Genomic DNA, 13,097 nt, shown 5'->3' with positions numbered 1-13,097 from the left:
CTATTCAGATTGCTTTAGCGATCAGTCCGATACCAGAAAGCAATAACAAAGCACGACAAGCCTGCATAAATGTTTGTTCTGATAATCGTTGCTGAATACCTTTCCCAAGCCAAATTCCGAACAATGCAATCGGGAATAGTAATGCGCTGATCATGAATGACTCTTTGCTCCATTGCTCGTTCAACGTGTATGGGATGAGTTTCACGACATTCATGATCGCAAAGAATGCCGCAGCAGTAGCAAGCCAGGGCAATTTTTCCAATCGTCGCGATATGAAATAAATATTGATGGGAGGTCCGCCCGCATGCACAAGGGTGCTGGTGAGACCAGATGTGGTAGACCAAAACCAACTAGCTCGGGTTAATTTAGCGAAAATCGTTTGTAGGGATGCCCAGGTAGCAAACACAATCGATAATACGCCTAAACCAATCAGCAGCCATCGCTCAGGTAGACTCCCCATTGATAAGCCTCCAAGCAGTATCCCGATGAATGCACCTGGTAACAGTCGTTTGAGTTCGTTCCAATTAATATGTGAGCAGTAATAACGAAGTGTTTTGGCGTCCATTAATAGAAGTAAGGGCAGCGTAATTGCGGTTGCCTCTAGAACCCCTACTTTTAGACTCAGTAATGGAACGGCTACGACACCCGCTCCACCAGCGAATCCGGATTTAGAAATACCCGTTAAAACAAGGCCGATCATAGCGATCAGCCAAAAAATGGGGTCTTGCACTAAGTTCGTCATAGAGACTGTCCGTTGATGTACTTAAGGTAAGTCAAACCATAATGCCTCTAGTGGTGTTGATCTCGTACTCACTTGAATGGTCGACGTTCCTTCAAGTAATCCGCCTAATGCATCGGCATGATTAAGCTCAAGATCATCGTGTTCTGAGATGCTTGTGCCTTGGATATTGGCTTGCCCTTTAATGACATGAAGATAGGCGTTTTCACCTCGTGTTGCGAGCTCAATGGATTCGTTTTCTTCCAATCTTAAACGGTAGATACGCGCATTTTGATTTATGAATAAGGAATCTCCTTCGCGATCTGGCGTGACCAACGCAGTGAGTTGTCCTTGTTGCTCAATTGCACGTTGCTCATAATCTGGCGCAATGTTCTGCACATTTGGTTGAATCCAAATCTGTAAAAACTTCAGTGCTGAATCATTCGAAGCATTGAATTCTGAATGTTTAACGCCAGTACCTGCGCTCATGCGTTGAACTTCGCCAGCAGGGATAGTGTAGTCATTACCTGTGCTGTCTTTATGTGCGATTTCACCTTCAAGAATATACGAAATGATTTCCATGTTTTGATGCCCATGAGTATCAAAACCCATGTTTGGCGCCACAGTGTCATCATTGATCACCCGCAGAGCAGAAATGCCCATATGTGCGGGGTCATAGTAGTGCCCAAAAGAGAAGCTATGTTTGCTGTCTAGCCAGCCAACATTTGCATGGCCTCTGTCTTCGTTACGGCGTAGGTAGTTCATATGTTTCTCCTTACTATTATTCGAACTGTTATTCGATGGTTTCGGCTTTCAATCCAACCGAGAATGGCTCTAGTATATGAACCATCTTTTGGCTGAAAGACCGGAACTTATGCAATGAAATGTTCAAAAAAATTGCACAATCTAATGTGTATGGTGGTCGCGTGTTGCTGTATTCCAATGTCTGTTGCGAGTGAGTCGCGAATAGAACTTATTGCGAAAGGCTTCGAATTACCCTGGTCAATGGAATTTTTAGATGAGACAACACTGCTTGTTTCAGAACGGGCCGGGGCCATAAAAGTGCTTTCTTTGAAAGACAAAGGCCAAACATCGCTTAGAAATGTTTGGCCAGTGGCCTTTGGCGGGCAGGGCGGATTGTTAGATCTTGCTATCCATCCCGACTATCCAGAGGAACCGTGGATTTATGCCAGTTATAGCAAAGCACATTCTAATGGCACCTCAACAGCTTTAGCCCGTTTTCAGTTGACAGATGGCGCTATTACGCAACATGAAGAGTTGTTTGTGAGCAATGCTATTTCTTCTGGTGGTCGCCACTTTGGCAGCCGCATCGCATTTGATGATCAGGGCTATTTATTTCTCACCTCAGGGGATCGTGGAGAGCGAGATTGGGCGCAAGATTTGTCGAATCATGCAGGTACAGTGATTCGTTTACATGCTGATGGTCGAGTGCCTGCAGACAATCCATTCGTCGATCAAGCAGGCGCACAAGCTGAAATATGGTCGTATGGGCATCGCAACGCTCAGGGCATTGTGTTCGATCAAGATCGTGGAATTCTCTGGATTATCGAACATGGACCGCGTGGTGGTGATGAAATTAATCGTGTTGAGCGCGCTAAAAATTATGGCTGGCCTGTGATCTCTTATGGAAAAGAGTATTGGGGGCCAATAGCTGTAGGAGAAGGCACGCATAAACAAGGCATGGAACAGCCTATCAAATATTATGACCCTTCCATTGCTCCAAGCAGCCTTATGCTGCACAAGGGAGACTTATATGCAGGTGCGTTAAAGCTAAGGCATCTCAATTATGTAGCTTTAGATGGGGTAGGCCATGTTGTTTCAGAAGAGCGCCTATTCGAGTCACTAAATGAGCGCATACGAGATGTGGTTGAAGGACCAGATAACAGCGTTTACTTTCTTACTGATCAAGGGAACTTATATCGATTCTAATACTCATAGTTTCTTTGATGGATCCCATCGATTTTTTAGAGGTATATATTTCATCCACTAGATGATGGTTTCCGTAAAGTCTCTGGGAGGTAAATAATGCCTCCTATCTTCAATAACACGGGAAATAGTCGAGGTATTTTATGAGACGACGTGTTCAAAAACAGCGCAAGCAGCGCGTGAGACGGCAACGAATAGCCGTTAGACCTTCCGTCCTTAGTTGATTAAGGACTGACATCCTTCCTTTTAAATCCCTTTTCTTTTTTACAAACAATTGTGCTTCGTTGACTATTCACTTAATTACGCAATAAGTCACGAGTCTTCATTCACGATATTTGCCGAAATAGCTTGGCAGATAGGAATCAGATCTTGTGGTGCGACTTCTATATCTAAGCCACGTTTACCCCCGCTGACCAACATAGTTTCTAGATCAGAAGCTGAAGCATCAACAAGGGTTGGCAGTCGTTTCTTTTGAGCAAATGGGCTGACGCCACCTTTGATATAGCCAGTTGATCTCTCTGCTTTTTGAATATCGGCCATAGAGGCTTTTTTAGATTTAAGTGCTTTCGCAGCGCTCTTAAGATTGAGTGTTTTGTCGACAGGTAAAATAGCGCAGGCAAGCTTTCCTTTATCTAATTCGATCACCAGTGTTTTAAATACGATCTCAGGGGCTAGGCCAAGTTTGTCAGCGGCTTCCATTCCGTAAGCGCCGTAATTCGGATCATGATCATAGGGGTGAACGGTGTGAGCAATTTTGAGCTTGTTCAAAAGTTGGATGGCGGGAGTCATCTAATTTTCCTAGCACTTAAAAACAAAAAAGGGCCCGTAGGCCCTTTCTATTATCAATGTTTGCTTACTTTTTGAAAGCTGCCACTGATTTCTCGATTGAAGCGCGTGCAGCGTCTGCATTTTCCCAACCGATCACTTTTACCCACTTACCTTTTTCAAGATCTTTATAGTTCTCGAAGAAGTGTTGAATTTGGTCTTTCAACAATTGTGGAAGGTCGTCAACGTCTTTAACGTCTTGGTAAATAGTGCTCAGCTTGTCATGAGGAACAGCAACAAGTTTCTCATCACCACCTGCTTCGTCTTCCATATTTAGCATGCCAACAGGACGACAACGAATGATAGAACCTGGCATTACTGGATATGGTGTAATGACCAATACGTCCAATGGGTCACCGTCATCTGCAAGCGTATTTGGGATAAAACCATAGTTTGCAGGGTAGAACATTGGTGTTGCCATGAAACGGTCAACAAGAACCGCGCCCATGTCTTTGTCGATTTCGTATTTGATTGGATCTGCATTAGCAGGAATTTCAATCGCAACGTAGATGTCATTTGGCAGGTCTTTACCTGCTGGGATATTGTCAAAGTTCATTTCAAATTCCTAAAAAAAGCGCTAAAAAATTTAGGCGGCGATTATACGTACAATCTGCTGTGAAACCAAGAGATACAAGGCGTCTAGGCAACTCCTTAGTGTAAGTAGAAAGACCTTGGAAAGATATTCGTGTCTTTCGTCCTTGGTTTTTGCATTTGGCTTAAGTTAAACAGTCACTTTCTTCACGCCATCTGAGGTACCAACAAGCAAGATATCTGCAGGACGCACAGCGAATAAACCGTTGGTGACGACACCCGTTAATTGATTGATCTTTTCTTCAATAGCGATGGGTGATTGGATTTTCATATTGTGCACATCAAGGATGACGTTGCCGTTGTCGGTAACAAATCCTTCTCGCCAAACTGGATCGCCACCTAACTTGACCAGTTCACGCGCAACATAGCTGCGAGCCATTGGGATAACTTCAACAGGCAGTGGGAATTGGCCAAGCAAGTCAACTTGTTTTGTGTCGTCAACGATACAGATAAACTGTTTCGCTACAGCGGCCACGATCTTCTCTCGCGTGAGCGCGCCACCGCCACCTTTCACTAACTCTAAACGGTCGTTACATTCGTCGGCACCATCAATGTAAAAGTCGAGTGATTGCACGCCATTAAGTTCATAGACAGGGATTCCATGCGCCTTGAGACGTTCCGCACTCGCTTCACTGCTGGCAACAGTGCCATCAAATGTATGTTTAATGCTAGCGAGATGGTCGATGAAAAAGTTCGCAGTTGAACCTGTTCCGATACCGATAATGCTATCGCTATCGAGCTTATCTTTTATGAGGTTTAATGCCTCAAGCGCGACAGCACTTTTTAATTCGTCTTGCGTCATGTCAGAGTCCAATCAATGAAATTTTGGTGAAGTATAGGGCGCATGAAAACTGAATTAAAGCAAAGCTTCTATGTCTTTTGCGGGCAAAGGCTTACTCAGTAAAAAGCCTTGCATCGCATCGCAGCCGTTATCCATCAGAAAATGCTGCTGGGCTATAGTTTCAACACCTTCTGCTACAACTTTGAGGCCGAGGCTGTGCGACAAACCAATAATGGCCTTAGTGATCGATTGATTTTTTTTGTCATCAATAATATTGCTGACAAAGCTTCGATCAATTTTCAATGCATCGAGGGGGAGTGCGCTTAAGTATGATAAAGACGAATATCCTGTACCGAAGTCGTCGACTGATACTTTAATCCCTAGATTTTGGAGTTGTGTAAATATGTCTGCACAACGCTCTGGATCCGACATAACAGCTGTTTCTGTCAGCTCTAGTTCGAGACATTGGGGAGAAATTTGACTCGTTTCGAGTGCTGATTCAAGTGAAGAAATGAATCCGTCATAGGCGAGTTGACGACTTGAAACGTTGACGCTGATGGTAACGGAAGGATCAAGTCCGCATTGCTCTTGCCAATATTTTAATTGAGCACAAGCATCATTCATGACCCATAAACCTAAGTCATTGATTAAGCCACTTTCTTCTGCGATAGAAATAAATAATATTGGGCTAATCATTGTGCCTTCTAATTCCCAGCGAAGCAGTGCTTCAAACCCAATGATTTCTTTACCGGCAGGGCCGTATTGCGGCTGATAGTATGTCATCAGTTGTTTGTTTTCGATGGCATGCTTGAGTTTTGCACCAAGTTCAATGCGCATCATTGCTTCTTCTTCTAATTCTTGAGAAAAGTAAGCGAATTGATTACGTCCTTTATTTTTCGCCAAGTACATCGCTGCATCGGCATTTTTCAAGAGTACGTTCGCGCTATTTTGTGTGCCATCGTACATCGCGATACCGATACTTGCTGCCGCGAAAATTTCATGTTTTTGTACAAAATGTGGTGCTGCCAATGCATCAATAATGCGGTTCGCGACAGTACTGGTATCTGCACTGGAATTTACATCAGTAAGCACTATACAAAACTCATCGCCGCCAAGCCGTGCCACATAATCGATGTCGCGTACACAGCCTTTTAATCGCAGCGCGGTACTACGCAAAAGTAAGTCTCCAACAGAGTGCCCGTATGAATCGTTGACGACCTTGAAGTGGTCAAGGTCAAGAAACATGACGGCGATAGAGCGGCTCTTTCGCTTACTTGTTGAGACGAGTCGAGCAAGGATGTTGGTGATTTGCTCACGATTAAATAAGCCGGTTAATTGATCGTGCTGCGCGTAATCTTGTAAGCGTTTAAATGCTGTTTTTAGGTCTCTTTGTTGTTCTTCGATCACGCGACGTTGGCTATCTAGCTGAAGAAATACGCGTGTCTTAGATTTGATGATCTCGGGCTCGACAGGTTTCTTCAGTATGTCGACAACGCCGCTTTTATAACTCCGTAAGATATCTTCATCATCATTTTTTAGCGCGGTGATAAAGATGATTGGGACATAACGACAACGAGGGCGTGCGTGAATTTCTTTAGCAAAGTCATAGCCCAATATGTCAGGCATCATGATGTCTAGATAGATCAACGCGATATCATGCCTGTGTAAAATAGAGCGAGCTTCTTGCGCATTACTCGCCAGAAACACGCGAGCCCCGCATTCCTCAAGCGCTGATTCCATTAAGGTTAAGCTAACAGGTGAATCATCAATGACTAATATCTTCTGTTTAGACTTATGTTTTGCCACAGCCACATCCTTGCAAATTAAACTCCACTAAACACGAATAGATAGATCGTTTACTGCTAATCTGATATCTGTTCAACAAGTATTAATAGCAGAGGAATACCTGTTTAGCCACTCGTTTCAGCGCGCAAATTTAGTTACTATTACGAATCTTTATGCCCCATAGAATCTGGGCTTGGTTAGGTTTGTAAGTGAGTTATGTTAAATAAATATATAAAGAAAATTTTGGATGCGCGCGTTTACGATGTCGCGATTGAGTCTCCGCTCACTCATGCCCGCAGTTTATCGCAGCGCTTGGGCAATCAAGTGCACTTAAAACGAGAAGATTTACAACCAGTATTCTCTTTTAAATTGCGCGGCGCTTATAACCGAGTTCGCCAGCTTAGTGACGAAGATAAGGCCAAAGGTGTGATTGCAGCGTCTGCCGGAAATCATGCACAGGGCTTAGCGCTGGCAGCTAAAACTTTGGGCATTAAAGCGACTATCGTCATGCCTAAAACAACACCTGAGATCAAAGTGAGTTCTGTCCGAGCTAGAGGTGCAAAAGTTGTTTTAGTGGGTGATACCTTCGATGAAGCCTCTGCTTATGCTCAAGAGCAAGTTGCTGAAAAAGGTTTAGTGTATATTCCGCCTTACGACGACGAGGACGTTATTGCTGGCCAAGGCACGGTTGCGATGGAGTTGTTAAAGCAGCATCCTGATAAAGCACATGCGGTTTTTATTCCTTGCGGTGGCGGCGGCTTAATCGCAGGCATGGCAGCGTATATCAAGTACCTTCGCCCTGATATCAAAGTGATTGGCGTTGAGCCCGAAGATGCGGCATGTTTGCAAGCGGCAATGAAGTCGGGCAAGCGTGTCGTGTTAGATCAAGTTGGCATTTTTGCCGATGGTGTCGCGGTTCGACAAATAGGCAAGCTTCCTTGGGATGTCTGTAAAGATCATGTTGATGATGTGATTACGGTGACGACCGACGAAATATGTGCAGCGATTAAAGATATTTTTGATGACACGCGTGGCATTGCGGAACCGGCTGGTGCAATTGGTGTCGCTGGGTTGAAAAAGTATGTAGAGCAGACCAATGTTGAGGGCGAGAACCTTTTGACGGTTGTCTCTGGCGCAAACATGAACTTCGATCGCATGCGATATATTTCAGAACGTACTGAAATTGGCGAGAAGCGCGAAGCGATTTTAGCGGTCACTCTTCCTGAGAAACCGGGTAGCTATAAGAAGTTTATTAAGGCACTGCATCGTCGGAATATTACGGAGTTTAACTACCGATATACTGATGGCTCTGATGCTCAAATTTTTGTTGGTGTGCAAACTTCAGGGGTTGAAGGCGAACGGGTACAGCTTGTTGAGGAGCTTGAGGAACAAGGTTATCCAGTGATGGATTTAACCGATAATGAAGTCGCTAAACTGCATGTGCGACATATGGTCGGTGGCCCATCTAACGCCGAAAATGAGCAAGTATTTCGTTTTCAGTTTCCTGAGCGCCCTGGCGCTTTGATGAAATTTTTGACCTCGCTTGGTAGCAAATGGAATATCTCAATGTTTCATTACCGCAACCACGGAGCGGCATATAGTCGTGTCTTTATGGGGGTGCAGGTCAGTGAAGAAGAGAAGCCAACGTTTTTAGCGATGCTAGATGAAATTGGTTTTCCGTATTGGGATGAGAGTGATAATCCTGCCTATCTTCAGTTCTTGCGCGCGAAATAGGTATGTAGCTCGGTAGTGACACTATTAAGGCGCACATCCCACGCTTGGGTTTCGATGGGTGGCAGTTTTTGTAGCTCAAACGCTAGACCGAGCAGATAAGGAGGGCGCCATGATGCGCCCTTTTTTGTTTTAAACTCAAAATGGCGGTCGTAATATCCGCCCCCCATTCCCAAGCGCGCGCAGTCTTTATCGAACCCCACTAAGGGGCACAATACGAGTGATAAACATCTCGCGGGTATGCGCTTACGAATACTCATTGCTGGTTCGGGCATATTAAATTTATTGCTGATCAATTTGTCGTCAGTTTGATACTCGATGAAGACCATTTCGTTTGAACGAAAGCGATCTAACACAGGTAAATAGACTTTTTTGTTTAATGCAAAACACGCTTGAATGAGGAACTGGGTATCGACTTCACCTTTGTCAGATAGATATAAGCCTACGTGTTTGGCTGCAATAAATTTGGGATTAGCAATGATTTTCTTCGTGATGGCGAGGCTTTTTCTCCGCCGACTACTTTCAGGCAAAGCACGACGTTCTTGACGAATTCTTCGTCGTTGTTCATGAGGTGAAAGTAGAGAGGATGTGTCGCTCATTATATTGAGTCATTTAAAGTAGTGTGCCCGAAATGCCGCTGCCTGATAGGGCCTTGAACCGAAAAGGTTCAAGGTGGCTAGCACATGATATGAATTAGGCTTTCCCGTCGATGGGGACCTGCACACATCATACAACATACTTGCCTGGTACTAAGTATCGGCTCGAGGACTTATCTAGCTGGCAAACATTCCAGAACACATCGCAAGTATATGTATTTACTTAGCTGTTTGCATTCAGCATTCCTAAAAAAAACAAAAAATTAAAGTTGAAACTAGCGAGCGTCTTTCGCACCGAGCATGCGATCCATTTGTGCTTCAAGCTTTGATAATTTCTTTTGATCACCAAAAGTGTTCTCAGAGCTTTGCATTAACTCGTAGGTAAGATTCAAAGCAGCCATTACAGCAATACGTTCACTGCCAAAAATCTTTCCAGAATTACGTATTTCACGCATTTTGCTGTCGAGCTGCACTGAAGCTTCACGAAGTTCTTTTTGTTTGTCTGCTGGGCAGGCGACGAGATACTCTTTGTCCAGAATCTTTACTTCAAGCGTATTCTGCTCAGACATTAATTTTGCTCCAAAGCACGTAGGCGACCGATCATGCCTTCTATCTTAGATTTTGCGAGTTCGTTTTTTTGTAGTAGTTGAGTACGTTCGTTATGAAGCTCTTCTTGTGACTGCTGTAAGCGAGCATTGTCTTCTTCAAGGCGCTGACAGTAGGCAAGTAATTGCTCAACTTTGTCTGAGAATCGGCTGATAGACGAGTTGTCCATGACTGCTTTCCTTAGTGATGACCTAGAGCGAAATGAAAGAGCATCTAAGATAGTCGGTGTTTCTTAATACTACGACTATAATTTGGCTCCGCCTTAGGGTCAATAAGGCTAACACCACGGGGTGAATCAGTCGTATAATTTCCCTTAAAATTTTTGCACCAACGGAGTCTCTATGAGTGATGAGATGCAATTAGAGAGCGATTTTGAATGGCTCGCCAATGTCTATAACTTAAACGGTGCGATTAACCACCCGAGTGAGTTACATGGGATTGTTATGGGACAGCTTGCCGGAAAGAGTAAGCTTCAAGACGAAATTTGGCTTGGCCTGTGTCTAGAGCACATGGGTATCGAAGAGTTCAACGTAGATAAGCAACCGAATGTCCAATCGGACCTTTGTAATTTTTACCATCAAACAGTGGAAAAAGTAGACGCCGATTCAAGCGAGTTTCAGATATGTATGCCTGATGACAGCTACTCTTTATCTGAGCGTGGGGAATCTTTAGGTGCTTGGGTTTCTGGATTTTTGGAAGGAATCGCTGTTGCGCAAGCGCAAGGTTTAACCAATCTTGACCAAGATCTAAAAGAAATACTGAGTGACTTGGTAGAAATTAGTCAGCTTGATGCACGTTTGGATAGCTCCGAAACCAGCGAGCGTGATTTTTTTGAGGTGTGTGAATACGTCCGTATCGGGGTATTGAATTTATATGCTGAGTTCAATGAGCCTGAACCGCCAGCAGACACACTAGAAACAAACGAACCATCTCCGACTTTGCACTAGTAATTAGGAGCCTTCATGAGTATTCCTATTTCAGAATATGCCGAGCGCCGCAATGCGCTCGCCGAACACATGGGCGATAACGCGATTGCGATATTGCCCTCAGCCAAGCTGTTAACTCGAAACAATGACGCAGAATTTCCGTTTCGACAAGATAGTGATTTCTATTACCTCACTGGGTTTAATGAACCTGATGCTGTGCTAGCTCTTATTCCCGGGCGAGAACATGGTGAAGCTGTGTTGTTCTGCCGTGAAAGAGATCCAACAAAGGAAATGTGGGATGGCAAAATTCTTGGGCCAGATCGTGCGTTGGAAGAGCTTGGTGTGGACGATGCATTTCCGATCAGTGATATCGACGATATTTTGCCGGGGCTTATTGAAGGCCGAGACAAGGTCTTTTACGCCTTAGGTCGCGATGCTCAGTTTGATGCGCAAATGATGGAATGGGTGAATACCATTCGCAGCAAGGTTCGCAGCGGAGCGCATCCTCCTGGCGAATTTGTTGCACTTGAATATCCATTGCATGAATTGCGTTTATTTAAGAGTGAAGCCGAGATAGAGACAATGCGACGAGCGGCTCAAATTAGCGCGCAGGCTCATGTGCAGGCCATGCGAACGAGTAAAGCCGGCTTGTATGAATACTCTTTAGAAGCTGAATTGTTACATCAATTTGTACGTGAAGGAGCGCGCTTTCCTGCTTATTCTTCGATCGTTGGAAGCGGAGATAACGCCTGCATTCTGCATTATATTGATAATAACGAAGAACTCCACGATGGTGATTTAGTTCTGATTGATGCTGGCTGTGAACTCGATTGTTATGCATCGGATATTACGCGTACTTTTCCCGTAAACGGAAAGTTCAGCAAAGAGCAGACAGAGATTTATCAAATTGTTTTAGATGCCCAAGAAGCCGCGATTGCTCAAGTGAAGCCAGATAATCACTGGAATCATCCACATGAAGCCGCCGTTGAGGTTATTGTTGATGGCTTGATCAAACTTGGGTTGCTTGAAGGTTCTCGTGAAGACAATATCGAGAATGAGACGTATAAAAAATTCTACATGCACCGCACAGGTCACTGGCTAGGTATCGATGTTCACGATGTAGGTGAATACAAAAGCGGCGGCGAATGGCGAGTGTTAGAACCAGGAATGGTGATGACAGTTGAACCAGGCATATACATCGCTCCGGGCAGTGAGAATGTACCATCGAAATACCATGGTATTGGGGTACGAATAGAGGATGACGTTGTTGTTACCTCTTCAGGTTACGACGTTTTGACGAACGGCGTACCAAAGACGATCCAAGAAATCGAAGCGTTAATGGCAGAATAGTAATGCAAGATCAAGCTGATCACTTACGAACCGAATATGATATTGCCGTGATTGGTGGAGGTATGGTTGGCATTCCTCTTTCAATTGGTTTGGCTCGATCTGGCTTCAGCGTGCTGCTTCTTGAGAAGTTCCCTATTAAGGCTAACGCTCAGCCTCAAACTATACATAATAGTTTCGATAGTCGCTCCACAGCTTTGTCATTAGGTAGCGTCGAAATATTGAAAGGTCTCGATCTATGGGATGCAGATTCAGTACAAGCAAATCCAATTAATACGGTTCATGTTTCTGAGCAGGGGCGAATGGGAACAACTCGAATTGCCAAAACAGATTTGCAGCTTGATGCCCTTGGCTATGTCGTTCCAAACATGGCCTTTGGTCAGTACTTATCTTCGCAGTTATTAGATAGCAAGGTAGATGTTCTTGATGGAGCCAATGTTTCGCAGGTTGTCATGCACGATACGCACGCTCAATTAATCGTTGCTCGTGACAATGGTGGCGCACAGGAGTTAAAAGCTAAGCTCGTCATCGCCGCGGATGGTGCCAACTCCCCGACAGCTCAGGGCTTGGGAATAGAGTACCAAATCAAGTCTTATGAGCAATTTGCCATTGTTGCAAACGTAGAGACGGAATTACCAAATGAAGGTGTTGCTTTCGAGCGCTTTGCTCGAACAGGTCCTTCAGCGCTTTTACCTCTCACAATCGATACGAGTGCTTTGGTATGGACCTTATCTGAGCAAGATGCAGAAGCCGCTATGAAATTAAATGAGCGTGATTTTGCGGACAAAGTTGCGCGTTTGTTTGGAGATCGTCTAGGACGAATTCTTAATGTGAGTAAACGGGTTTCGTACCCTTTGACTTTGAAGCAGGCTAAGGAACCGGTTCGTTCTCGCTTTGTAGTGGTCGGGAATGCTGCGCATAGCTTGCACCCCGTAGCTGGGCAAGGGTTTAATTTAGCTCTTCGCGGTGTTGCTGGCGTGATTGAAGGTCTGAGGCAATCTAGTCGAGATGCGTATTGGAGTTATTCTGTCTTACAAAATATCGCGCAGCAGCATCAGCCTGAACAGCGTAAAATTGTGAGCTTTAGTGATCAACTGATTGATGTGTTTTCCCCAGAGTCACACATCCCAGCGCTAGCTCGTAGTGCTGGTTTAGTGACTCTGAATGGCTTATCGCAACTAAAGTCAGAGTTTGCAAAGCATGCAATGGGGCGAGCTCAGACATTTGATTTAGAACGCGCTTGA

The 13,097-nt window shown here is 44.5% G+C and carries 14 protein-coding genes and 1 other RNA gene; 5 read left to right on the top strand and 10 right to left on the bottom strand.

Translation table 11 applies throughout. From position 1 onward, the window contains the following. Positions 1-4 precede the first annotated feature (4 nt). Together A3739_RS23000 and A3739_RS22995 are read right to left on the bottom strand one after the other, a co-directional pair. Complete coding sequence (locus A3739_RS23000; RefSeq protein WP_068475991.1) at positions 5-742, bottom strand: sulfite exporter TauE/SafE family protein; 738 nt, start codon at positions 740-742, stop codon at positions 5-7. Between the two features lie 21 nt (positions 743-763). After that, positions 764-1,483, bottom strand: coding sequence for a pirin family protein (locus tag A3739_RS22995; protein ID WP_068475990.1), 720 nt, complete (start codon positions 1,481-1,483; stop codon positions 764-766). A gap of 114 nt (positions 1,484-1,597) precedes the next feature. Here A3739_RS22995 and A3739_RS22990 point away from each other — a divergent pair, with 114 nt between their 5' ends. Further along, the gene (locus A3739_RS22990; protein ID WP_197468920.1) at positions 1,598-2,668 is read left to right on the top strand and encodes a PQQ-dependent sugar dehydrogenase; all 1,071 of its coding nucleotides are present in this window, start codon (positions 1,598-1,600) and stop codon (positions 2,666-2,668) included. A gap of 309 nt (positions 2,669-2,977) precedes the next feature. Here the strand turns inward: A3739_RS22990 and ybaK are convergent, their stop codons facing one another. The 4 genes from ybaK to A3739_RS22970 all read right to left on the bottom strand — a co-directional run bounded on the left by ybaK (position 2,978) and on the right by A3739_RS22970 (position 6,668). Beyond that, entirely contained in the window at positions 2,978-3,454 is a 477-nt protein-coding gene (ybaK, locus tag A3739_RS22985) for a Cys-tRNA(Pro) deacylase (RefSeq protein ID WP_068502989.1), read from the bottom strand. A gap of 64 nt (positions 3,455-3,518) precedes the next feature. Next, positions 3,519-4,046 carry an inorganic diphosphatase gene (ppa, locus tag A3739_RS22980; RefSeq protein WP_068475988.1) on the bottom strand — a complete coding sequence of 176 codons (528 nt, stop codon included), beginning with the start codon at positions 4,044-4,046 and terminating at the stop codon, positions 3,519-3,521. A 165-nt stretch (positions 4,047-4,211) separates the two neighbouring features. Next, entirely contained in the window at positions 4,212-4,883 is a 672-nt protein-coding gene (rpiA, locus tag A3739_RS22975) for a ribose-5-phosphate isomerase RpiA (RefSeq protein ID WP_068475987.1), read from the bottom strand. 54 nt (positions 4,884-4,937) lie between these two features. Continuing rightward, positions 4,938-6,668 (bottom strand): bifunctional diguanylate cyclase/phosphodiesterase, encoded by a 1,731-nt coding sequence (locus A3739_RS22970; RefSeq protein ID WP_068502986.1) that lies wholly within the window; start codon positions 6,666-6,668, stop codon positions 4,938-4,940. Positions 6,669-6,863: 195 nt separating this feature from the next. Between A3739_RS22970 and ilvA the strand changes: the two genes are divergently transcribed. Next, positions 6,864-8,381 (top strand): threonine ammonia-lyase, biosynthetic, encoded by a 1,518-nt coding sequence (gene ilvA / locus A3739_RS22965; RefSeq protein ID WP_068502983.1) that lies wholly within the window; start codon positions 6,864-6,866, stop codon positions 8,379-8,381. Here the strand turns inward: ilvA and A3739_RS22960 are convergent. The 4 genes from A3739_RS22960 to A3739_RS22945 form a co-directional block, all read right to left on the bottom strand. Continuing rightward, positions 8,360-8,977 (bottom strand): 5-formyltetrahydrofolate cyclo-ligase, encoded by a 618-nt coding sequence (locus A3739_RS22960; RefSeq protein WP_068501846.1) that lies wholly within the window; start codon positions 8,975-8,977, stop codon positions 8,360-8,362. The two genes, ilvA and A3739_RS22960, sit on opposite strands and share 22 nt — an antisense overlap. 21 nt (positions 8,978-8,998) lie before the next feature. After that, positions 8,999-9,177, bottom strand: a non-coding RNA gene (gene ssrS / locus A3739_RS22955) — 6S RNA. Positions 9,178-9,249: 72 nt separating this feature from the next. Further along, complete coding sequence (locus tag A3739_RS22950; RefSeq protein WP_068475983.1) at positions 9,250-9,543, bottom strand: cell division protein ZapA; 294 nt, start codon at positions 9,541-9,543, stop codon at positions 9,250-9,252. Then, entirely contained in the window at positions 9,543-9,749 is a 207-nt protein-coding gene (locus A3739_RS22945; protein ID WP_068475982.1) for a TIGR02449 family protein, read from the bottom strand. Before A3739_RS22945 ends, A3739_RS22950 begins: the two co-directional genes overlap by 1 nt. Positions 9,750-9,921: 172 nt before the next feature. Between A3739_RS22945 and A3739_RS22940 the strand changes: the two genes are divergently transcribed. Genes A3739_RS22940 through A3739_RS22930 form a run of 3 tightly spaced genes read left to right on the top strand, consistent with a single transcriptional unit; the run spans position 9,922 to position 13,097 of the window. Then, positions 9,922-10,527: a UPF0149 family protein gene (locus A3739_RS22940; RefSeq protein ID WP_068502980.1), complete on the top strand. Its 606-nt coding sequence runs from the start codon at positions 9,922-9,924 to the stop codon at positions 10,525-10,527. Positions 10,528-10,542: 15 nt separating this feature from the next. After that, positions 10,543-11,856 (top strand): Xaa-Pro aminopeptidase, encoded by a 1,314-nt coding sequence (gene pepP / locus A3739_RS22935; protein WP_068475980.1) that lies wholly within the window; start codon positions 10,543-10,545, stop codon positions 11,854-11,856. Between the two features lie 2 nt (positions 11,857-11,858). Continuing rightward, positions 11,859-13,097: an FAD-dependent monooxygenase gene (locus tag A3739_RS22930; protein ID WP_068502978.1), complete on the top strand. Its 1,239-nt coding sequence runs from the start codon at positions 11,859-11,861 to the stop codon at positions 13,095-13,097.

This window comes from Oleiphilus sp. HI0067 (assembly GCF_001635735.1).
The sequence above is the reverse complement of the archived record's forward strand: the minus strand, read 5'-3'. Positions and strand labels throughout refer to the sequence as shown.

What these genes read in the sequence shown, in the direction of transcription:
- rpiA (WP_068475987.1), bottom strand. Translation starts at nt 4,883, where the DNA reads ATGACGCAAGACGAATTAAAAAGTGCTGTCGCGCTTGAGGCATTAAAC.
- ppa (WP_068475988.1), bottom strand. Translation starts at nt 4,046, where the DNA reads ATGAACTTTGACAATATCCCAGCAGGTAAAGACCTGCCAAATGACATC.
- A3739_RS22995 (WP_068475990.1), bottom strand. Translation starts at nt 1,483, where the DNA reads ATGAACTACCTACGCCGTAACGAAGACAGAGGCCATGCAAATGTTGGC.
- A3739_RS22940 (WP_068502980.1), top strand. Translation starts at nt 9,922, where the DNA reads ATGAGTGATGAGATGCAATTAGAGAGCGATTTTGAATGGCTCGCCAAT.
- A3739_RS22930 (WP_068502978.1), top strand. Translation starts at nt 11,859, where the DNA reads ATGCAAGATCAAGCTGATCACTTACGAACCGAATATGATATTGCCGTG.
- A3739_RS22990 (WP_197468920.1), top strand. Translation starts at nt 1,598, where the DNA reads ATGAAATGTTCAAAAAAATTGCACAATCTAATGTGTATGGTGGTCGCG.
- A3739_RS23000 (WP_068475991.1), bottom strand. Translation starts at nt 742, where the DNA reads ATGACGAACTTAGTGCAAGACCCCATTTTTTGGCTGATCGCTATGATC.
- pepP (WP_068475980.1), top strand. Translation starts at nt 10,543, where the DNA reads ATGAGTATTCCTATTTCAGAATATGCCGAGCGCCGCAATGCGCTCGCC.
- ilvA (WP_068502983.1), top strand. Translation starts at nt 6,864, where the DNA reads ATGTTAAATAAATATATAAAGAAAATTTTGGATGCGCGCGTTTACGAT.
- A3739_RS22945 (WP_068475982.1), bottom strand. Translation starts at nt 9,749, where the DNA reads ATGGACAACTCGTCTATCAGCCGATTCTCAGACAAAGTTGAGCAATTA.
- ybaK (WP_068502989.1), bottom strand. Translation starts at nt 3,454, where the DNA reads ATGACTCCCGCCATCCAACTTTTGAACAAGCTCAAAATTGCTCACACC.
- A3739_RS22960 (WP_068501846.1), bottom strand. Translation starts at nt 8,977, where the DNA reads ATGAGCGACACATCCTCTCTACTTTCACCTCATGAACAACGACGAAGA.
- A3739_RS22950 (WP_068475983.1), bottom strand. Translation starts at nt 9,543, where the DNA reads ATGTCTGAGCAGAATACGCTTGAAGTAAAGATTCTGGACAAAGAGTAT.